Below are 21564 nucleotides of genomic sequence, written 5' to 3'. Positions count from 1 at the left end.
GGTGTTGCGCCGGTGAGTGACTGACGCTCGAATCCCGGGAATGGACTGACGAGCGGCCACGCCACCCGCCAGAACCCATGGTTTTTAAGGCTTTGAGCGAGATTTTCCTGCGCCATCGGGCCGGGCACCGAACGCGCCTGGGAAAACCGGGTAGAATGCGCCCACGCAATGAGGGTATTGAACATGGCTTTAGTCGGGCGTTACAACAGTTTGCAAGTGGTTAAACACACTAACTTCGGTTTATATCTGGACGGTGGTGCGGATGGCGAAATCCTTCTGCCTAATCGTTATATTCCAAAAGATATTCCCAGCGAAGATGAAGACTGGCTCAATGTTTTTGTATATCTGGACAGCGATGACAAACTCATCGCAACTACAGAAAAGCCGAAAGTTCAGGTCGGTGAATTTGCAAGTTTGAAAGTTGTTGAAGTCAACAGTATTGGCGTGTTCCTGGATTGGGGACTGCCGAAGGATCTGTTGCTGCCATATTCCGAAGAGAAGCGGCAGATGACCGCGGGCGAATACGTCGTGGTGCATGTCTACCTCGACAAGCACACCCGCCGCATCACCGCGACCGCGCGTCTGGACCGTTACCTGGACAAAACGCCGGCCAACTACACCGCAGGCCAGGAAGTGGACTTGCTGGTTGCCGAAGCCACCGACATGGGGTTCAAGGCGATCATCAACAACAAGCACTGGGGCCTGATCCACAAGAACGAAATCTTCAAGTTCATGCGCGCCGGTAAAGAGGAGAAGGGCTTTATCAAGGAAGTCCGCGCCGACGGCAAGATCAGCCTGAGCCTGCAACCGGTCGGCCAGGAAGCGGCCACCAGTCTGAACTCGAAGATCCTCGCCAAGTTGCGCGAGAACAATGGCACCCTGGCGGTCAGCGACAAGAGCGATCCAACGCTGATCAGCAGCATGTTCGGTGTCAGCAAAGGCAACTTCAAGAAAGCCATTGGTGCCTTGTACAAGAATGGCCAGATTGTCATTCACGCCGATCGCATTGAACTAAGCTAAGCGCTTGCCAGCCCCATGCAGGAGCAGCTCGAACCGGCGGCGGCTCCTGTAAGGGCAGGATGATGAAAAAAACACTCATAGCCTATGTCGCCACCCTGGCGGCGTTTCTCGTACTCGATGGCCTCTGGCTCGGCGTCCTCATGGCCTCGACTTACCGGGAGCTGCTTGGTTCGTTAATGCTCGAACAACCACTGTGGGCCCCGGCAGCGCTGTTTTATCTGCTTTATGTCGCCGGTTGTGTGGTGTTAGTGGTGATGCCGGCGCGGAGCTGGACACACGCCGCGCGTCTGGGGGCATTATTGGGCGCGGTGGCCTACGGCACCTATGACTTGTCTAACTGGGCGACCCTGCAAGGGTGGTCGGCGCGGTTGGCGTTGATTGACATGGCGTGGGGGGCGGCGGCGACCTGTATCGCCTGCGCCACCGGTTTCCTGGTGGCGAGCAGATTATCCGGGGCCATTCGCGACAGACCGGTGTAGGCGCGATGACGCAAAGGGCAATTTCAAGGTCTCTGTCAGGCGGCAATTTCTGGCCATCTGGTTAATAATCGACAGCATCATTTTTCGCCCCGACACCGCTTGTTCAGCAAGCGGGGCGGGGCTTTGCTTTTACTGTCGAGTCACTGCCATGTTCTATGTCGTTTTCGAGGTCTTGCTGTGAGCGTCACTCGGCGTAGCGCCGATGGATTTGCCCTGCAAGTGATGCTGGGCTTGTGCCTGATCTGGGGCGTTCAGCAGGTGATGATCAAGTGGGCGGCACCTGACATTGCGCCAGTCATGCAGGCAGCGGGGCGTTCGGGCATGTCCGCGTTGCTCGTTGGGTTGTTGATCTGCTGGAAGGGCGGTTGGGATCAAGTCGGCACCACCTGGCGCGGCGGCGTGTTGGCCGGCGCACTGTTTGGCCTGGAGTTTTTCTTCATTTCCGAAGGCCTGCAACTGACCACGGCGGCCCATATGTCGGTGTTCCTCTACACCGCGCCGATTTTTACCGCGCTGGGTGTGCATTGGTTATTGCCGAGCGAGCGGTTAAGACCTGTGCAATGGCTGGGGATCTTCCTCGCCTTCGTCGGCATCGCCATAGCGTTTGCCGGTGGCGTGTCCTGGGCCAACCTCGATCACCGCATGCTGATGGGTGATGCGCTGGGTGTATTGGCGGGTGCCGCCTGGGGCGCCACCACGGTGGTGGTGCGTGCTTCGCGGCTGTCGGAAGCCCCCGTGACCCTGACCCTGTTCTATCAGTTGATCGTCGGCTTTGTCGGCCTTCTGTTGATCGCGCTGCTCAGCGGCCAGATCACCCACGTCAGCCTGACCACCGTGGCAGTGACCAGTGTGCTGTTTCAAGGCGTGGTGGTGTCGTTCTTCAGCTATCTGACCTGGTTCTGGCTGTTGCGCCGGTATCTGGCGGCGAACCTGGCAGTCTTCTCGTTCATGACGCCGTTGTTCGGTGTCACGTTCGGTGTGGTGTTGCTGGGCGAAAAACTGAGCCTCAACTTCGTGATCGGCGCGGTTCTGGTGCTGCTGGGCATCACCTTTGTCAGCGCTGAGCAGTGGGTGCGTCGCCGTTTGCGCAAAGCGCTTGGCCAGCACTGACCGGGCTCAGGAGCAACCCGCCGGCCAGCAGCAAGCCACTGCCGGCGATCACCAGCGCAGGTTGCAAACCACCGCTGAAATGGCTGCTCAATGCCGCCAGTAAAGGCCCGCTGAGCTGGCCTGCGGCAAAGCACGCGGTCAGCAGCCCGGCATTGCGTTGGCTGGCGTGGGGCGCCAGTTCCCGGGAACGCTGCATCACCAGTTGCATGCAGGCCAGGAACGGGGTGCCACACAAGATCACCCCTAGCGCGAGTCCCGGACCGTTGCCCAGCAGGCAAGCGAAGACCCCGGCGGCTTGCATCCATAAGGTCAGGGTCAGCCAGTGACGCGTGGTATTGGCCGCTTGTCGGCGCAGACTCACCAACACCACGCCAATCGCCGCTGCCAGGCCGAAGCAAGGCCAGAACAGATCGGCCTGCCACTGCCCGTGGAACTGCGCGCTGGCCATTTGCGACAGGAAAGTGGCCGGGATGATGTAGCCCAGACCGTACAGTCCATAGACCACGCCTAAACGGCCGATGCCTCGATTACCCGTGCTGACAACGCTTTCAGAGGCGGGCACGGCCACGCCCGGCTGCGGCAGGAAGCGCAAAACCCCCAACAACATCAACAGGGCAACGGCGGCATACACCAGCCACAACGTGGCGGAAGTCTGGCCCAGGAGGTTCGCGATCAGCGCCAGCACCCCGGTCAGGAAAATCCCCAGACCCGGTCCGGCAAATACCACGGCGCCGAGCCGCGGTCGCCCGGCGGCAGCCGCCAGTGGCTGGCTCAGCGCGGTAATCATCACCAATACCCAGGCACTGGCCACGCCGGTGCCGAAACGCAGCAACAGATGCGACCAGAACCCGTTGGCCCAGAACGACGCCAGGGTCAGCAACACACAGAGCCACAAACCGCCCAACAGGCGACGGCGGACTTGATCGGCACGACGGGACAGCATCGCGTCCACGGCGCCGACGAAGTAGCCCAGGTAATTGGCGGCGGCAATCAATCCGGCGGCGGTCAGGTCGATCTGGCCTTCGCTGAGTAAATGCGGCAGTTGCGGCGTCAAGGCAAAACGGCCAATGCCCATGGCCATCATTAGAGCGACAAAACAGGCAAGCAAGCGAATGAAGGGAGACATGGCATGAGTTCCAGCTGAGGATCAATGACCGTCAGGCTAGGATCGATTGACTTTCTTTAAAAATGAATAATAGTGAGTAACTTGTTCTTGTTTGGAGAATGGCGTGGAATTCAGTCAATTGCGGATTTTCCAGGCGGTGGCGGAGGAAGAGTCCATCACTCGTGCCGCCGAACGCCTGCACCGGGTACCGTCCAACCTGTCGACCCGGCTTAAACAGCTGGAAGAGCAACTGGGGGTCGAACTGTTCCTGCGCGAGCGTCAGCGTTTGCAATTATCGCCTGCGGGAAAAGTCCTGCTGGACTACACCACCAAGTTGTTTGCCTTGCATGATGAGGCTCACGCTGCCGTACAGGGCGGGCAACCGGCCGGCGACTTCGTGCTCGGCACCATGTACAGCACCGCTGCCATTCACCTTCCGGCACTTTTGGCGCGCTATCACCGAACCTACCCGGCGGTGAACCTTCAGGTGCAGTCCGGGCCCAGCGGCGAATTGCTGGAAGGCTTGCTGACCGGTCGGCTCGATGCGGCGCTGGTGGACGGTCCGCCGGAACTGGCGGGGCTCGACGGTGTGCTGTTGTGCGAGGAGCGACTGGTGCTGATCAGCGAGGCGGACCACCCACCGGTGCTCAGTGCGCGAGATGTGGAAGGGCGTTCGGTGTTCACCTTTCGTCAGGGCTGCTCTTACCGGATGCGCCTGGAGGCCTGGTTTTCCCACGATCACGCGGCGATGGGCCGGGCCATGGAGATCGAGTCCTATCCGGGGATGCTGGCGTGCGTGATTGCCGGTTCCGGAGTGGCGCTGATGTCGGAGTCGATGCTCGCCAGCCTGCCAGGCCGTGAAAGCGTGGCGGTACACCCGCTGGCCGAGCCGTTTGCCACGGCAACCACTTGGCTGATGTGGCGCAAGGGCATGGTCGGGGCCAACCTGAATGCGTGGATCGAACAGCAAGAGGCGGTGTATCCGTCGGCGCAAGTTCAGGCGCGTGCGATGGCATAAGTTGATATTGGTCAATTGTGATCGATTCAGTAACAGATCATTGCCAATTTGGTTGAGCATTGCACAGCACTTCAGACTATTATCAGTGCGAAGGGGCTACAGAATTCCGGCCGCTCGGCACTACCCTGAAGGGGGCATCATGAAAGAGAAAATTCAGAACTGGCTGCATGACCTGGGTGTCGCACTCGGTTTGATCGAACCGCCTCTGCAACCTGTGCCAATTCGCACGGACGACGAACAACGCCGTCGCCAGCCGCGTCGCCGCTAATCCTGTAAGAGCGAACCCGCTCGCGATGGACGTTAACGATAACGCTGGTTGTTTTGAACTGCGCGTCGCCTGTAAGTTTTTCGCGAGCAACTTTGCTCCTGCAGGGGCGCGTACGGATGGGGGCAAACGGCGATCATGATCGCTAATGTCTGCCAATCTCCAGCAAAAACCGACTCAAGTCTTTCACCGTCCGGGCAGTCTTGAGCAGTCGGTCCTCCTCGGCGGTGAACGCCGTCAAGCCAAACTCGTCTTCCAGATGGAAGATCAACTCTTCGATATCCGCTTTATCCAATCCCAACTGCGCCAGGCTGGCGTTGTCGTCGAAGTCATCCTGACTCTCCAGCAGACGGCTGATGAAGTGATGCACTGCGGCACGAACGGCAGCTTTTTTCATGATGGTTCTTCGAGGGCGTTATCGTTGTTGTCCCTGCGTTGACTGTCCTGAAGAGGAGTACAGCAGGCTTCAGCCGTGACAGCGCTGCCACTCGTCAATCATGTGGCGCAAATGCTCCCCGGAGAAACTGCCGAAATGGCCGCCATGCACCGTGCGGATCGGCAGGCAGCGCAAGCGTTGCAGGCTGCGCGCGTAGTCATCGAGGTTGGAATGGTAGGCGTCTTCGATCAAGGGGCCGTCATAAATGATGTCGCCGCTGAACAGGGTCTCGGTCGCCGCTTCGTACAGGCAGATGCCGCCCGGCGAGTGCCCTGGCGTGTGCACGACCTGCAATACCCGATTGCCCAGATCCAGCACATCTCCGTCTTCGACAAAACCCGTGGCCGGTGCGGCCTTGACGCTGTACTCGGCGTAGCAAAGCGGGCAGTCCGGATGCGCCTCGAACATATCGTCACCGACGAAAGCCCTGCTCAAGTCGTTTTCGCCGTCCGGTGCGGCGAGGATGTCCGCTTCGGCGGGATGCACCAGGCGCTCGGGGAATTCGTGATGACCGGCGATGTGATCGAAATGGCAATGACTGGCCACTGCCACCAACGGCCGCTCGGTGATCCACGGCAACTGCTCGCGCAGACTGACCAGCCCTGAGCCGCTGTCCAGCAGCAGGTCCTTGTTCCGGCCCTGGATGTGCCAGAGGTTGCAACGGTAGAAGGGCCGGATGAACGGCTCGTGAATCAGGCGGATGCCGTCACTGAACTGTTTGACTTCGAACCACTGATCGCGAGAAACAATTTTCATCAAAGGTTTTCTCCAGACGAAAAAAAACGGGTGTGGCAACCGACGCCACACCCGCCGAAGAAAGCATCAAGTCGTTATATTCAGCTTAGGCGGCGCTTGCCACTGTCACTTGGCGACGGGACATCAGGCTGACAATCACGAAGCTCACCAGGCCTACGCCGAGGCTGTAGTAGATCGGGGTGTTGGCGTCCAGACCATCCTTGACCATGAACAGCAGGGCAGTGGCGAAGCCCAGGCCCATGCTGGCGATGGCGCCGGCGGTGGTCGCGCGTTTCCAGAAAATCGCACCGATCAACGGGATCAGCATGCCGCCTACCAACAGGTTGTACGCCAGGGTCAGGGCGCTGATCACGTCGTTCACGACCAGGGCGATACCCAATACCACCACACCGGTCAGCAGGGTCACCAGACGGTTCATGCCCAGGCTCGACTGTTTACCGCCGCGCAGTTTCGGCAGCAGGTCTTCGGTCAGGGTGGTGGCAGCGGCGAGCAGGCCGGCGCTGGCGGTGGACATCATGGCAGCCAGCGCTGCAGCAATCACCAGGCCACGGATCCCGTCCGGCAGGGACAGTTTGACGATGGCGGCGAAGGCGTTGTTGACGTTGTCCAGGTTCGGGATCAAGACGTGTGCAGCCATACCGATCAAGGCACAGGCCAGACCGTAGATGATGCAGTAGATGCCGGCAGCCGTACCTGCGACCTGAGCGACTTTCGCGGTCTTGACGGTGAACACCCGTTGCCAGATGTCCTGACCGATCAGGATGCCGAAGAAGTAGATCATGAAGTAGGTGATGATGGTGTCCCAGCCGATGGTGGTGAAGCTGAAGCTTGCCGCCGGCAGTTTCAACACCAACTCATCCCAGCCGCCCACGCGGTACAGGCAGATTGGCAGCAGGATGAACATCAGGCCGACGGTCTTGATCACGAACTGGACGATGTCGGTCAGGGTCAGGGACCACATGCCGCCAATGGCCGAGTAGATCACCACCACGCCACCGCCCAGCAGTACCGACACCCAGAACGGCAGGCCGAACAACACTTGCAATACGGTGCCGATGGCCAGGATCGAGGTCACGCCGATCATCAGTGCGTACGCCAGCATGATCGCCGCGCTCGCGGAGCGGGCCATCGGGTTGTAGCGCTTCTCCAGCACCTGGGTAACGGTGTAGATCTTCAGTTTCAGCAGCGGTTTGGCGAGGAACAGGTTCAGCGCGACGATCCCGCAACCCAGTGCGGCGCACAGCCAGAAGCCGGAAATGCCATGTACGTAACCCAGACGCACGGTGCCCACGGTGGAGGCGCCGCCGAGAACGGTAGCGGCCATGGTGCCCATGTACAGGCTCGGGCCGAGGTTGCGACCTGCGACCAAAAAGTCTTCGTTGGTCTTAGCCTTGCGCATGCCGTAATAGCCGAGAAGCAGCATCGCGGCGGCATAGATGAGAACGACGAATAAATCCAATGCCATGATGGCGTGTCTCCGATTGTCTTTTTTATGGTGGAACTGAAATCAATCCCTGTGGAGCCACCTGTTCCTGTGGGAGCGTGGCTTGCCCGCGATGAGGGCGCCGCGGTCTGTCAGGCAGACCGTGTCATCGTTCTTCGCGGGCAAGCCACGCCCCCACAGGTCATGTGTTGACCACAGGTAATGCGTTGAGTCAGGCGGCTTGTCGTGCCGCCGGTTTTGCGAGCGAGCCCGCTCTTTTGCTGCGTGGATCATTCGGCCCGAACACCGCAGCCGATTCCGGGAACAGGCTCAGCAATGCCAGGTACACCAGTGAGGCCAGGCCCAGGGTGACTGGCAAGCTGATGTCGATACCATCAGCCAGGTTGCCCAGCGGACCGACAAACTGCCCCGGCAGGTTCACAAAGCACAGGCCAACGGCCGCGCTTGGAATCCATGCACCCAAACCACGCCAGTTCCAGCCGTGGCTGAACCAATAACGACCGCCTTTCTCGCCGCGGGTGAACACTTGCAGGTCATCCGGGCAGTAGAAGCCGCGACGCACCAGCAGGCCGATGATCATGATCACCATCCATGGGGTGGTGCAGGTGATGATCAGCACGGCGAAGGTCGACACGCTCTGCACCAGGTTCGCCGCAAAGCGCCCGATGAAGATGAAGGCAATCGACATCACACCGATCAGCAGCGTGGCCTTGACCCGCGACAGTACCCGCGGGAACACACTGGACATGTCCAGGCCGGTGCCGTAGAGCGACGTGGTGCCGGTGGACATGCCGCCAATCACCGCGATCAGGCACACCGGCAGGAAGAACCAGCTCGGCGAGACCGCCAGCAGACCGCCGACGTAGTTGTTGGCCGCGATGTAGTCCGGTGCCTTGATCGCTACGATGGTGGCGGTGGCCAGGCCGAACAGGAACGGAATGAAGGTCGCGATCTGCGAAATCACCACCGCCGCCATGATCCGGCGCTTGGAGGTTTCACGCGGGATGTAGCGCGACCAGTCGCCGAGGAACGCACCGAAGGAAATCGGGTTGCTCATGGCTACCAGTGCCGCACCGATGAAAGCCGCCCAGAAACCTGGCTGACCCATGTTGACGGTGCCGGCGTAGTTCACATCGAAAGGACCGGCGAAGGCGAAGGCGCCCAGCAGGAACAGCAGGCTGGCGCTCCACACCGCGATCTTGTTGACCCACAGCAGGAAGCGGAAACCGTAGATGCAAACGGTCAGCACCAGAACCGCGAACAGACCGTAGGCAAGGCCCAGGGTCAGGTCGGTTTCCGGAAGGCCGATCAGGCGCTTGGCGCCACCGATCAGCGCATCACCCGAACTCCACACCGAGAGCGAGAAGAAGGCGATGGCGGTCAGCAATGACAGGAACGAACCAACGATCCGCCCGTGCACGCCGAAGTGCGCACCGGAAGACACGGCGTTGTTGGTGCCATTGATCGGGCCGAACAGGCCCATTGGCGCAAGGATCAGCGAACCCAGCAACACGCCCAGCACAATCGCCCAGACCCCAGCCTGAAAAGACAGGCCGAACAGCACCGGGAAACTGCCGAGTACGGCAGTGGCGAAGGTGTTGGAACCACCGAAGATCATCCGGAACAAGTCCGTCGGGCCCGCGGTGCGTTCGTTGTCCGGGATCTGTTCGACCCCGTAGGTTTCAATTTGTGTAAGGCTTTGGTCGTTGTTGTTTTTATTCATGATCTGCTCCGATCATTAAGGCGCACTCATCGTGTGTGAGTGTCACCCATGTTGGCTAAGGGGTTGGCAGCCCTTCCGGCATCGCGGACAAATGTTCGTGACAGGCTAGCCATTGGCCTTGTTGTTCTTGGCCAGACGCTTGTTTCTTGAAAACAATCGTCTCGCGCTCCTGGCTAAAGTGCTGTTCCCCTTGCATGCGCAGTTCGGTGGCTACGTCATGAATGAAAATCGCCACGTCACCTTGCAGGCTGACGAAGGCGTTGCTCGAGGTGCACGAAATCACCTCGAAGCCGACCTCGGCACGCCAGCTGTCCCACAATGCCTGATAGGCATCGCGCGACAGCAGGGGTTGTTCGAGGGTGTAGAAGACAAAGCTGGCATCGGCGCTGAACGCGCCGAAGTAGGCTTCGCGATCGTTACGGGCAAATGCCGACACCAGATCGGCGGCGGCTTTCAAAACCTGATCACGTTGGTTCACGGTCAATCCTTAGCGGTGGACCACGCCTGGCAGTACGCAGAGCATTTCGTACAGCAGGTTGGCGGCCAGCAGCGAGGTGTTGCCGGTGGTGTCATAAGCGGGCGAGACTTCTACCAGATCGCAACCGACCAGGTCGAGGCCTTGGCAGCCACGAACGATCTCGATCGCCTGAATGGTGGTCAGACCGCCGATTTCCGGGGTGCCGGTACCTGGCGCCCAGGCCGGGTCGATGCCGTCGATGTCAAAGCTCAGGTAAACCGGACCGTTGCCGACTTTTTCGCGAACTTCGGCCATCAGCGGTTCCAGGGATTTGTGCCAGCACTCTTCGGCCTGGACCACGCGGAAACCCTGGTTACGGCTCCAGTTGAAGTCATCAGCGGTGTAGCCCTGGGCGCGCAGGCCGATTTGCACAACGCGATCCGGGTCCAGAAGGCCCTCTTCAACGGCGCGACGGAAGGTGGTGCCGTGGGCGATTTTCTCGCCGAACATGTGATCGTTCACATCGGCGTGAGCGTCGATGTGCACCAGGCCGACCTTGCCGTGCTTTTTGTGGATGGCACGCAGGATCGGCAAGGTGATCGTGTGATCGCCGCCCAGGGTCAGCGGGATTACACCGTGTTCAAGGATATTGTCGTAGGACTCTTCGATGATCCGTACGGCATCCAGCAGGTTGAACGTGTTGATCGCAATGTCGCCGATGTCGGCCACCGACAGCGAGTCGAACGGTGCAGCGCCGGTCGCCATGTTGTACGGGCGAATCATGACCGATTCGGCACGAATTTCGCGAGGCCCGAAACGGGTACCAGGGCGCAGCGAAGTGCCGATGTCCAGCGGGACGCCAACGAAGGCAGCATCCAGGCCGGCAGCAGTTTCCAAATGGGGGAGTCGCATCATGGTGGCGATGCCGCCGAAGCGCGGCATTTCGTTGCCGCCCAGTGGTTGGTGAAGAATCTTTTCCACGGGTAGGGCCTCATCGTCGTTGTTTTATTTATGTCGGATACACCGTCCCACAGTAGGCACGGGCACCGCTGGGAGTTGATTCTGCGAAATGTAGTGGCGGGGAAGAATCGCTACGGGCAAATACTTAGTTCAGATTTTTCTAAACTAACGGCAAAGGCCGAGATAGACTTTATGCCGTGCGCAGCATTCTGTGGCGAGGGAGCCTGCTCCCGCTGGGCTGCGAAGCGGCCCCAAAACATTCACCCTCATGAGTCAGATGCACTGCACCGTCAGATTTCAGGACTGCTGCGTCCGGACGCGGATCGACCAAACGGGAGCCAGCTCCCTCGCCACAAAAGCAACATGCACTGCCTTGCAAATGGAGCCCTTCATGGCCAACGCTTTACCCGACCTGAAACTATTGCGCATTTTCGTCAGCGTAGTGCGTCATCAAGGCTTCGCCAACGCCCAGCAAGAGCTCAATCTCTCGACGTCGGCCATCAGCACCTACATGAGTCAGCTCGAAGCGGCGCTGGGACTGGTGCTGTGCCATCGCGGCCGTGGCGGTTTCAGCCTCACCAGCAAGGGTGAGCTGTTTCATCAGGAAACCTTGCGATTACTGGGCGAGCTGGAAGGCTTCGAACAATATGCTGCCGCGCTCAAGGGCGAGTTGCGCGGGACGCTGAACCTGGGGGTGATCGACTCCACCGTCAGCGACAAGGCCCTGCCGTTCGCCGAAGCCATTGGCGCCTACAGCCAGGAACACCCGGCAGTGCATCTGCATTTGTCGGTCATGAGCCCCTACGAACTGCAACTCGGCGTGCAGGACAACCGTCTCGACCTGGCCATCGGCGCGTTCTCCACGCGCATGAGCGGCCTGGTGTACATGCCGCTTTACCGCGAACAGCACTGGTTGTATTGCAGTACCCGGCACCCGTTGTTCAATGAGCGGCGTATCCCCGAGCAGGTCATCACCCAACAACGCATGGTCGGTCGCGGTTACTGGAGCCAGGCCGAGCTGGCGCGGCACGGCTTCAAGCACAGCGCCGCCACCGTGGAGAGTATGGAAGCGCAGTTGATCCTGGTGCTGTCCGGCGCCTACATCGGTTACTTGCCCGAGCATTACGCCCAGGCCTGGGCGGACAAGGGCGACTTGCGGGTGCTGCTGCCAGCGACCTTCGGCTATCAGGCGCCATTCTCGATGATCGTGCGCCGTGGACGCAGCCGCGAGCCGCTGATCCAGACCTTCCGCGACTTGCTCAAAGCGCAGCTCAACCAGGCCGCTTAAGGAGCCGTCGCGATGCCCAGAATTCAATGTTCCCGCTGCCTGCGTCCGCAAAGCCATTGCCTGTGCCCGCTGATCCCCCGTCTCGACAGCCGCACCCGTGTGTTGTTGCTGCAGCACCCGAGTGAGGTGAACCATGCGCTGAACACCGCGCGCCTGGCCGCGTTGGGTTTGAGCAATGCCGAACTGATCGTCGGTGAGGTCTTCGAGGATCTGCCGGCGCTGTTGAATCAACCGGGGTATAAGGCGCGGTTGCTGTTTCCTGCTGAAGACGCACTGCCGTTGCATGCCTGTGCCGGCTCCGATGAGCCGATATTGCTTGTGGTTCCGGATGGCACCTGGCGCAAGGCACGCAAGCTATTGCACCTCAACCCGCTGCTGGCGGCGTTGCCGAGGGTGACCCTGGCCGAGGGGGGAGTGTCCCGCTACCGGCTGCGCAAGGCCCCGGGGCCTGGAGCGTTGTCGACGATTGAGGCGATTGTCCAGGCGCTGGAAACCCTAGAGGCACCGACGTCGTTCGGGCAATTGCTCAGGCCGTTCGAAGCGTTGATCGAGGGGCAGATTGCGGCGATGGGGGAGGATACTTACCAGAAGAATCACGGCGGATGATCATTTGTGGCGAGGGGGGCTTGCCCCCTCGCCACAGGGAATGAGTCAAATCTACCTTTCGCGCATCGCCTCGGTCCGCGCTTTGAGCACCGGTTTGAGCAGGTAATCCAGCACACTTTTCTCCCCGGTGATGATATCCACCGTTGCCACCATCCCCGGAATGATCAACAGCGGTTTGGCATCCCCGCCCAAGTGGTTTTTGTCGGTACGCACCTGAATCAGATAGAAGCTGTTGCCCTTGTCGTCGGTGATGGTGTCGGCGCTGATCAATTCCAGCTTCGCGCTCAGGCCGCCGTAGATGGTGTAGTCGTAGGCGCTGAACTTGACCATGGCTTTCTGGCCCGGATGCAGGAACGCCACGTCCTGGGGCCGGACCTTGGCCTCGATCAGCAGGTTGTCTTCCAGAGGCACGATTTCCACTATGTCGTTGCCCGGCTGGACCACGCCGCCGATGGTATTGACCTTCAGCGTTTTGATAATCCCGTGAACCGGCGAGACCACCGTAGTGCGGGTCACTCGGTCGTCGATGGCAATGCTCGATGCGGTGATTTTCGACAGGTCGGTACGTTTCTCATTCAGCTCCTTGGCGGCTTCCGAACGGAAGGTTTGTTCGGACTCGTCAATCTTGCTCTTGATTTCGTTGATCGCCGATTCGGCGCGGGGAATGGCCAGGGTGGTGGCGTTCAGCGAGCCGCGAATCTCCACCGCGCTGCGTTTGAGGCGCAGGATCTCCACCGGTGACACCGCGCCGGTGCCCACCAGCGGCGTGGACATGTTCATCTCTTGCTGCAGCAGTGCCAGGCTTGAGCTGTACTGTCCCTGTTTCGAGCGGAATTCCGCCAGTTCCTGGGTTTTTTGCCGGAGTTGTTCCGTCAGCGTCCGTTGTTCGCTGGCCAGTCGACGTTGCCGTTGTTCATACAGCGAACGTTCGTCTTCAGCCACCTGCGGCGCCTTGGCGATCACTTCGTCCGACAGCTTGAACGGCCGGCCTTCAGCCTCCGCCGACAGGCGTTCGACCTGTGCGGTCAGTGCATAGCGATCAGCCTCGCTTTCGCCCTTGTTCGACAGATAACGCGTGTCATCCAGGCGCAGCAAGGTGTCGCCCTTGTTCACCATTTGCCCTTCACGCACGAAAATTTCGGTGACGATGCCGCCTTCAAGGTTCTGGATCACCTGAACCTTGCTCGATGGAATCGCCTTGCCTTCGCCCATGGTGACTTCCTGCAGCACCGCGAATTTGGCCCAGACCAATGCGCTGATCAGCAAGGCGGCCGCCAGCCACACGGTGATCCGCGACCAGCGCGGCGAATCCTGCAATGAAGCGCCGGCGGTTTCCGGCATGAATTCGCTTTCGGCGCTCTTGGCGAAACTGCCGAAGTAACCCCGCGGCTTCGAATGGGCAGGCGACTTGTCGGATGATGAACGGGCCATGAGTCGCTCCTAGACGGCCGCAGAGCCGACGCGGCCCTTGCGCAGTGCATCGATGACCGCTTCTTTGGGCCCGTCGGCGACGATCCGCCCGTTGTCCAGCACTACCAGTCGATCGACCAGGCTGAGCATCGAGGTGCGATGGGTGACCAGTAACACGGTTTTGCCCTGGACACAGCCATGGAGTTTTTGCCGCAGAGCGTCTTCGCTGCTGTTGTCCATGGCGCTGGTGGGTTCGTCGAGCAGCAGGATCGGTGGGTCGAGCAACAACGCCCGGGCCAGCAACACGGCCTGGCGCTGACCGCCGGAAAGCAACTGCCCACGCTCGCCGACAGGGCGGTCGAAGCCTTGCGGGTGTTGCCGGGCCAGTTCGGTAACGCCGGTGAGTTCGGCCACTTCAAGCATGCGTGAATCGCTGATGTAGCGTGCGCCCAGGGTCAGGTTATCGCGCAGGCTGCCGGCCAACAGCGGCAGGTCGTGGGCGACATAACCGATCTGGTGGCGCAGGTCGGCGACGTCCAGTTGTCGCAAGTCCAGGCCATCGAGCAGCAGTTGGCCTTCCTCCGGTTCGTAAAAACCCATGACGAGTCGCGCCAGGGTGCTTTTGCCCGAGCCGCTGCGACCGATGATGCCGACCCGCTCGCCGGGCTTCACGCTGAAGCTGACATTGGCCAGCGCTGCATTGTTCTGGCCGTTGTAGTGGAAAGTCACGCCGACGACATCCAGGGCGCCTTGCAGTTGCGTGCGCTCCAGCGGCCGCTGTTTGGCATCGCGTTCCTGGGGCAGTGACATCAGCGCATCGGTGCTTTTCATGGTCAGCTGTGCTTGCTGGTAGCGCGTAATCAAGCCGGCAATCTGGCCCAGTGGCGCCAGCACGCGGCTGCCGAGCATGTAGCTGGCCACCAGTGCGCCCACGCTGAGGTTGCCGGCGATGATGCTGTAGACGCCGGCAACGATGGTCGCCATGCCGGAAAACTGCTGGATGAACAACGTGCCGTTGGTGGCCAGCGCCGAGAGGTTACGCGCATGGCTGTCGAGGCGGGTGAGGGCGCCGTGGGTGCTTTCCCACTTGTGCTGGCGCTCGCTTTCGGCGCTGCAGGCCTTGAGGGTTTCCAGGCCTCCGAGGGTTTCGATCAGCAGGGCCTGGCGTTCGGCACCGAGGCTGAGGCTCTTCTGCACGGTATCGCGCAGACGCCTCTGGATTACCATGGCGAAAATGATCGTGATCGGAAACGCCAGCACCGGGATCACTACCAGCCAGCCACCGAGCAGGCCGATCACCACCAGCATCAGCACCACGAAGGGCAGGTCGATGAGGCTGGTGAGCGTGACCGCCGTGAGGAATTCCCGCAGGCCCTGGAAGTCATGAATGCTCTGGGCAAAACCACCGATGGTTGCCGGCCGCGCTTTCATCGACATGCCGGTGATGCGCTCGAACAGGGTCGCCGAGAGGATCACATCGGTTTTCTTCCCGGCGGTGTCCAGCAGATGCGCGCGCACCACCCGCAGCACCAGTTCGAATCCGGTGCCGATCAGCAAACCGATGGATAGCACCCACAAGGTCGATGTGGCCTGATTCGGCACCACGCGGTCGTAGGTCTGCATCACGAACAGCGGCACCATCAGGCCCAGCAGGTTGATCAGGAAACTCGCCAGGATGGCGTCGCTGTACAGCCATTTCGACAGCTTCAGGGTGTCGCGGAACCAGGCCTGTACACGGGGCACCAGCGGTGAGCGCAATTCTTCCAGTTCATGTCGTGGTCGGGCGAACAAGGCCTGGCCGGAATAATGTGTTTCAAGTTCCTTGGGGCTGATCCATTGTTCGCCGCCGTCGGCTTCGCTGGGCAGGATCAGCACCCGACCGTCATCGCCGTAGCGGCGTAAAACGGCAGTGCGGCCGTTGTCGAGCAGCAGCAACACCGGCAAGTTGAGCGCAGAGATGTCATTGAGATTGCGACGCAGCAAGCGCGCCTGCAATCCGGCCCGGGCCGCTGCGCGAGGCAGCAGGTCCAGGCTCAGGCGTTGGTGTGCCATTGGCAGCCCGGCACTCAGGCTGGCGCGACTGACCGTCGCGCCATGAAGTTTGCAGAGGATCAACAGACCGTCCAGAAGCGGGTCATCGAAGCTCAGACGCGGATCGACACCGATGTTGCCGGGTTCCATGCTGGTCAAGTTAGTCGCTCCAGGTACTACTTCAGTTCAGGCAGACGCGCTTGGTTTTTCACCTCGTTCCGGGCGACGGCATCGGCGGGCAGCACCACCCGCTGTTTGCTCAGTAACTGGCCCATGCTCGCCAGTACACGGTACATCGAAAACTCCTCGGTGTAGCGAACTTCGGTGTAGCGGCGGTTGGCGTTGTAGAGCTCGTTTTCACTGTCCAGCAGGTCGAGCAGGGTGCGTTGGCCAAGGCCGAACTGATCCTGATAGGCCACTCGCACGCGTTTACTGGTCTCGGCGTATTCACGGGCGGTCGGGGTCTGTTTCTTGGCGTTGACCATGGCGTTCCAGGCCAGGTGGATGTTTTCGTTGAGCTGGCGCAGGGCGTTGTTGCGGATGTCCATCGCCTGATTGATCTTGTGCGCATCGCTGGCCAGGCGGGCCTTGTCGCTGCCGCCACGGAACAGGTTGTAGTTCATCACCACGCCCACACGCCATTCGTTGTCATGGCCTTCTTCGCCTGCAATGTTGTTGTTGGCGCCGACCGCGGCTTCGGCATCGAGGCGCGGATAAAACGGCGACTTGGCCACTTCGTACTGGCTTTCGGCCGATTGCACGTCAGCCTGGGCGGATTTCAGGTAAGGGTTGTTGTCCACCATGCTTTGCTGGGCTTCCTGCAGCGAGGCAGGCACTTCGCCGCGGGTCGAGGGTGGTGTTTCAAGCTCATCGGGCATGCGTCCGACGACGCTGTAGAAATTCGACTCCGCATCGGCCAGGTCGACTTCGGCGGTGTCGAGGTTGTTCTCTGCCAATGCCCGGCGTGCGCTGGACTGGTCAGCGTCGGCGTTGCTGCCGACACCGCGCTGGGTGCGCAGGCCGATCTGGTCATTGACCCGCAAGTGCGCTTGCAGGTTGTTCTTGGCCAGTGTCACCAGTTCGCGGCGCTTGAGCACTTCGAGGTAGACCTCGATGGTGCGCAGAGCCAGGTCCTGTGCGGTGCCCTGGGCGTAATAGGCCCGGGAGTTGACCACGCCTTTGGTGCGCTCGACCTCGTTGGCGGTGTTGAAGCCGTCGAAGAGCATCTGCCGCAGGCGCAGTTCCGATTGGGTGTAATTGAGGATTGCGGTGTGGTGATTGCCTAAAGCCCGGGTGTTGGTGTTATCGCTGTACCCGCGCCCGTACGCGGCATTCAAGTCTACCGATGGATAAAAGCCTCCCTTGGCGACCTTGACGTCTTCATCAGCCGACAAACGGCTGTCTACTCGCGACGCCAGCTCAGGGTGGGTCGCGATGGTGCTCTGGATCGCCTCGGTCATGGACATTGCATCAGCGTGAGAAGTGCAGGCCATGGCCAGCAAAACCGCGCTGCAGAGGGGGGTTAAGAGGCGCATGGGTACATCTCCCTGATTCCTGATGGTTCTTTATCAGTCGCCAATTATTTGACGACATTTATAGGTAAACCGTTTCATGCTTTTAACAACAGAGCTAAGAACATTCTGAGGAGGAGCTAAGAACTATTTCTCATAATTCCTATGCCAAAAAAAACTTATGCGCTCCGCAAAATCCAGCACATTGTTCAATGCGAAAGCCCTTGATTTATGAGCTTTAGGGCGCTCTTCGGGGTTTGAGGAAAGTTCCAATCCACTTATCGACAATGGACGGAGAAGTGCTGGAGGGGAGGGACGCGTAGCAGACTGGGGTGACGGTTTTTTGTCACTCGTGTGATTCAGGATCGTTACGCTGCGCTCGCAGGACCGGTTGTGCCGGATTTGGATCCCGATGCCATTGATTGCAAACGGGTTTATCCGGATACGCGAACGATGTCCGTGAGTTTTACGCTGGGCGAGTTGGTCGCCAGGACGGCGGTTTATTCAGATAAACCTGCTGACCGGCAGATGATTCGCCAGGCAACCCGCCTGAGCCATCGAGCATGTTCTCCGCGATAAAACAGGGTGCCGACAGCGGTTGGCAGCGGAGGAAATGCACATGGCTACGCTCATCGGTATCGTCAGTAAAGTCATCGGTCAGGTGTTCGCGGTGGCGGGCGACGGCACGCGTCGAGTCCTGGTCGAGGGGGACCGGTTGTTCGCCGGCGATCAACTGAATACCGGGGCCGAAGGCGCAGTGGCGGTGCATTTGCAAAATGGCCATGAGCTGACCCTCGGTCGCGGCAGCAGTCTGCAAATGACCCCTCAGTTGCTGGCCGATCAGTCGCCCCATGTGGTGGACACCCATGAGTCGATGACGCCGAGCCAGGCGCAACTCACCGATGTCGAGCAACTGCAAAAGGCCATCGCTGCCGGTGATGACCCGACGCAAACCGCCGAGGCCACGGCGGCCGGTCCAGGTTCGACCGGGCCTGCCGGGGGGGCGCTGGGCGGTGGCCACAGTTTTGTCATGCTCGAAGAAGTGGCAGGACGGGTCGACCCGACCATCGGCTTCCCGACTGCCGGCTTCAATGGCATTCCCGAGTTTCCCGAAGCGCGGCACAACGCCGACATCAACAATGGCACAGACGGCACGGGCATCTCGGGGCCTGTCATCACTTCGCCTGTCGTTACGCCACCGGACGTCACGCCGCCTGTCGTTACGCCACCGGATGTTACGCCGCCTGTCGTTACGCCTCCGGACGTTACACCTCCCGTCAATCACCCGGTCACTCTCAACGGCCTGTCCGTCGAGGGCGGTGAACTGACCGTCAAGGAAGCCAACCTTGCCGATGGCTCGGCGAGCAATCCCGCTGCACTGACTCAGAACGGCACCTTCACCGTCACGGCGCTCGACGGGCTGACCAGCCTGAGCATCGGCGGGATCAACGTGATCACCGGCGGCGTGGCCGCAGGTTTTCCGCAGTCGATTACCACAGCGCTGGGCAGCACCCTGACCGTCACCGGATACAACCCGGTCACTGGTGTGGTGAGTTACAGCTACACGCTCAATGGCAACGAAAACCATGCGAGCGGGGACGGCACCAGTCTCAGTGAACACTTCACTGTAGTGGCCAGCGACAGCAATGGCGACACGGCAACCGGGTCGCTGGACGTCAACATCACCGATGACACGCCCAAAGCCGTCGACGACAGCCATGATTTGACCGCTTCGGAAACGCAACTGACCTTGAGTGGCAATGTCCTGACCAACGACGTGCAAGGTGCCGACCGCGTGCCTACCGGCCCCAACAGCGGTCCGATCACCCCCGGTACGTTCAATGGCACATACGGCACCCTGGTGCTGAACGCCAACGGCACCTACACCTACACCCTGAATTCCAACGATGCCGATTTCAAAGCCCTGCACGGCGGTGGCAACGGCACCGAAACCTTCACCTACACCCTCACTGATGCCGACGGCGACACCAGCACCGCCAATCTGGTTTTGCAGGTCCACAACAATGACGACCCGGTCACGATCGGCGGCCTGAATGTTGAAGGTGGCGAGCTGACCGTTTACGAAAAAAACCTCACCTACGGCAGCAGTCCCGACCATACGGCGCTGACCCAGAGCGGCACCTTCACCGTCAACGCACCGGACGGCCTGCAAACCCTGACCGTGGAAGGCGTCGCGATTGTCAGCGGCGGTGTGCCGGTGGGCTTCCCGCTGTCGGCGACCACGGGCACCGGCGCCACCTTTACCGTCACCGGTTATAACGCCGAGACGGGCGTGGTGAGTTACACCTACACCCTCAATTACAGCGACACCCATCCGAATGCCAACGGTGCCAACAGCATCAGTGAGAACTTTACAGTCGTGGCTACCGACACCGACGGCAGCACGGCGACTGGGCAAATCAACGTCAACATCGTCGACGACGTGCCGAAGGCCAACGCCGATGTGGCCTCGGTCGGCGAGGGCGGTGTGGTCACCGGCAACGTGCTGGCGAATGACGTCGGCGGCGCGGACGGCCCGGCCGTCGGTGGCGGCGTGGTCGGCGTGCGCGCCGGCTCGGACACCTCGACCCCGGTGGTCGGCGGCCTCAACAGCCAGATCAACGGCACCTACGGCTACCTGACCCTCGACGCCCACGGCAACGCCGAATACCACAGCTACCCCAACAGCGTGAACGGCCCCGGCGCGACCGACACCTTCACCTACACCCTGCGCGACGGCGACGGCGATCAAAGCACCACCACCATCACCATCGACGTGCACAACAGCTGTATCCAGGCGGTCAGCGACAACGACGTGACCGTGTTCGAAAAAGCCCTCGACTTCACCAAGGACGGCCAGGACCTGAGCGGCGGTTACGCCACCGGTAGCGAGCCGGGCAACACCGGGGAAACCGCCAGCGGCACCCTGGTCGGCTCGGTCACCGGCGGCAGCGGCGCGCTGACCTACACCCTGGTCGGCAGCGCCCAGGGCAACTTCGGGTTGATCCAGCTCAACCCCGACGGCACCTACACCTACACCCTGACCAACCCGGCGCACACCACGCCGCAGGCCAACGACGGCCCGAACACGGTGACCGAAACCTTCACCTACCACGCCACCGATTCGCTGGGGAACGTGGCCACCAGCACCATCGTGGTCAACATCGTCGACGACGTACCGAAGGCCAACGCCGATGTGGCCTCGGTCGGCGAAGGCGGCATCATCACCGGCAACGTGCTGGCAAACGACGTCGGCGGTGCGGATGGCCCGGCCGTCGGTGGCGGCGTGGTCGGCGTGCGCGCCGGCTCGGACACCTCGACCCCGGTGGTGGGCGGCCTCAACAGCCAGATCAACGGCACCTACGGCTACCTGACCCTCGATGCCCACGGCAACGCCGAATATCACAGCTACCCCAACAGCGTGAACGGCCCCGGCGCGACCGACACCTTCACCTACACCCTGCGCGATGGCGACGGCGATCAAAGCACCACCACCATCACCATCGACGTGCACAACAGCTGTATCCAGGCGGTCAGCGACAACGACGTGACCGTGTTCGAAAAAGCCCTCGACTTCACCAAGGACGGCCAGGACCTGAGCGGCGGATATGCCACCGGCAGCGAGCCGGGTAATACCGGCGAAACCGCCAGCGGCACCCTGGTCGGCTCGGTCACCGGCGGCAGCGGTGCGCTCACCTACAGCCTGGTCGGCAGCGCCCAGGGCAACTTCGGACTGATCCAGCTCAACCCCGACGGCACCTACACCTACACCCTGACCAACCCGGCGCACACCACGCCGCAGGCCAACGACGGCCCGAACACGGTGACCGAGACCTTCACCTACCACGCTACCGACTCCCTGGGGAACGTGGCCACCAGCACCATCGTGGTCAACATCGTCGACGACGTACCGAAGGCCAACGCCGATGTGGCCTCAGTCGGTGA

18 protein-coding genes are annotated in these 21564 nt (G+C 60.8%); 8 read left to right on the top strand and 10 right to left on the bottom strand.

Features of this window, described 5'->3' with window-relative positions:
• The first annotated feature begins 183 nt into the window (after positions 1 to 183).
• The 3 genes from ACVWYU_RS27320 to ACVWYU_RS27310 all read left to right on the top strand — a co-directional run bounded on the left by ACVWYU_RS27320 (position 184) and on the right by ACVWYU_RS27310 (position 2609).
• Positions 184 to 1020, top strand: coding sequence for a CvfB family protein (locus ACVWYU_RS27320; RefSeq protein ID WP_090324417.1), 837 nt, complete (start codon positions 184 to 186; stop codon positions 1018 to 1020).
• Positions 1021 to 1082: 62 nt separating this feature from the next.
• Positions 1083 to 1499, top strand: a complete 417-nt coding sequence (locus tag ACVWYU_RS27315; protein ID WP_457374167.1) for a DUF2177 family protein — start codon at positions 1083 to 1085, stop codon at positions 1497 to 1499.
• A gap of 177 nt (positions 1500 to 1676) precedes the next feature.
• Positions 1677 to 2609, top strand: a complete 933-nt coding sequence (locus tag ACVWYU_RS27310) for a DMT family transporter (RefSeq protein WP_457374166.1) — start codon at positions 1677 to 1679, stop codon at positions 2607 to 2609.
• Here the strand turns inward: ACVWYU_RS27310 and ACVWYU_RS27305 are convergent.
• The gene (locus ACVWYU_RS27305; protein ID WP_457374165.1) at positions 2554 to 3735 is read right to left on the bottom strand and encodes an MFS transporter; all 1182 of its coding nucleotides are present in this window, start codon (positions 3733 to 3735) and stop codon (positions 2554 to 2556) included. The two genes, ACVWYU_RS27310 and ACVWYU_RS27305, sit on opposite strands and share 56 nt — an antisense overlap.
• A gap of 103 nt (positions 3736 to 3838) precedes the next feature.
• On the opposite strand from ACVWYU_RS27305, the gene ptrR reads away from it, so the two are divergent.
• Together ptrR and ACVWYU_RS27295 are read left to right on the top strand one after the other, a co-directional pair.
• Positions 3839 to 4732, top strand: coding sequence for a putrescine utilization regulator PtrR (ptrR, locus tag ACVWYU_RS27300; protein WP_247257926.1), 894 nt, complete (start codon positions 3839 to 3841; stop codon positions 4730 to 4732).
• A gap of 139 nt (positions 4733 to 4871) precedes the next feature.
• Positions 4872 to 5000 (top strand): PA1414 family protein, encoded by a 129-nt coding sequence (locus ACVWYU_RS27295; RefSeq protein WP_003184145.1) that lies wholly within the window; start codon positions 4872 to 4874, stop codon positions 4998 to 5000.
• Between the two features lie 142 nt (positions 5001 to 5142).
• On the opposite strand, the gene ACVWYU_RS27290 is transcribed toward ACVWYU_RS27295, so the two are convergent.
• The 6 genes from ACVWYU_RS27290 to speB all read right to left on the bottom strand — a co-directional run bounded on the left by ACVWYU_RS27290 (position 5143) and on the right by speB (position 10794).
• Positions 5143 to 5394 (bottom strand): phosphopantetheine-binding protein, encoded by a 252-nt coding sequence (locus ACVWYU_RS27290; protein WP_248916460.1) that lies wholly within the window; start codon positions 5392 to 5394, stop codon positions 5143 to 5145.
• Between the two features lie 69 nt (positions 5395 to 5463).
• Positions 5464 to 6189, bottom strand: coding sequence for an MBL fold metallo-hydrolase (locus ACVWYU_RS27285; protein ID WP_457374164.1), 726 nt, complete (start codon positions 6187 to 6189; stop codon positions 5464 to 5466).
• 85 nt (positions 6190 to 6274) lie between these two features.
• A complete protein-coding gene (locus tag ACVWYU_RS27280; protein ID WP_247257929.1) occupies positions 6275 to 7654 on the bottom strand; it encodes a sodium:solute symporter in 1380 nt (459 codons plus the stop codon).
• 190 nt (positions 7655 to 7844) lie between these two features.
• Positions 7845 to 9356 (bottom strand): purine-cytosine permease family protein, encoded by a 1512-nt coding sequence (locus tag ACVWYU_RS27275; protein WP_457374163.1) that lies wholly within the window; start codon positions 9354 to 9356, stop codon positions 7845 to 7847.
• Between the two features lie 55 nt (positions 9357 to 9411).
• Positions 9412 to 9834: a YybH family protein gene (locus ACVWYU_RS27270; RefSeq protein WP_090324403.1), complete on the bottom strand. Its 423-nt coding sequence runs from the start codon at positions 9832 to 9834 to the stop codon at positions 9412 to 9414.
• A 9-nt stretch (positions 9835 to 9843) separates the two neighbouring features.
• Entirely contained in the window at positions 9844 to 10794 is a 951-nt protein-coding gene (speB, locus tag ACVWYU_RS27265; RefSeq protein WP_090324401.1) for an agmatinase, read from the bottom strand.
• 370 nt (positions 10795 to 11164) lie between these two features.
• Between speB and ACVWYU_RS27260 the strand changes: the two genes are divergently transcribed.
• Both ACVWYU_RS27260 and ACVWYU_RS27255 read left to right on the top strand, forming a co-directional pair.
• Positions 11165 to 12061, top strand: a complete 897-nt coding sequence (locus ACVWYU_RS27260) for a LysR family transcriptional regulator (RefSeq protein WP_090324399.1) — start codon at positions 11165 to 11167, stop codon at positions 12059 to 12061.
• A 12-nt stretch (positions 12062 to 12073) separates the two neighbouring features.
• Positions 12074 to 12667 (top strand): tRNA-uridine aminocarboxypropyltransferase, encoded by a 594-nt coding sequence (locus tag ACVWYU_RS27255; RefSeq protein ID WP_457374162.1) that lies wholly within the window; start codon positions 12074 to 12076, stop codon positions 12665 to 12667.
• A 51-nt stretch (positions 12668 to 12718) separates the two neighbouring features.
• Here the strand turns inward: ACVWYU_RS27255 and ACVWYU_RS27250 are convergent, their stop codons facing one another.
• From ACVWYU_RS27250 to ACVWYU_RS27240, 3 genes are read right to left on the bottom strand one after another with little or no spacing between them, the layout of a single operon-like run.
• On the bottom strand, positions 12719 to 14098 hold the full coding sequence (locus tag ACVWYU_RS27250) for an HlyD family type I secretion periplasmic adaptor subunit (RefSeq protein ID WP_248916456.1): 1380 nt from the start codon (positions 14096 to 14098) through the stop codon (positions 12719 to 12721).
• Positions 14099 to 14107: 9 nt separating this feature from the next.
• Positions 14108 to 16267 (bottom strand): type I secretion system permease/ATPase, encoded by a 2160-nt coding sequence (locus ACVWYU_RS27245; protein WP_457374161.1) that lies wholly within the window; start codon positions 16265 to 16267, stop codon positions 14108 to 14110.
• A 17-nt stretch (positions 16268 to 16284) separates the two neighbouring features.
• Positions 16285 to 17643, bottom strand: coding sequence for a TolC family outer membrane protein (locus ACVWYU_RS27240; protein ID WP_457374160.1), 1359 nt, complete (start codon positions 17641 to 17643; stop codon positions 16285 to 16287).
• 595 nt (positions 17644 to 18238) lie between these two features.
• On the opposite strand from ACVWYU_RS27240, the gene ACVWYU_RS27235 reads away from it, so the two are divergent.
• On the top strand, positions 18239 to 21564 hold a 3326-nt coding region (locus tag ACVWYU_RS27235; RefSeq protein WP_457374159.1), incomplete at its 3' end, for a retention module-containing protein.

The sequence above is a fragment of the Pseudomonas sp. TE12234 genome, from assembly GCF_054061835.1.
The sequence above is the reverse complement of the archived record's forward strand: the minus strand, read 5'-3'. Positions and strand labels throughout refer to the sequence as shown.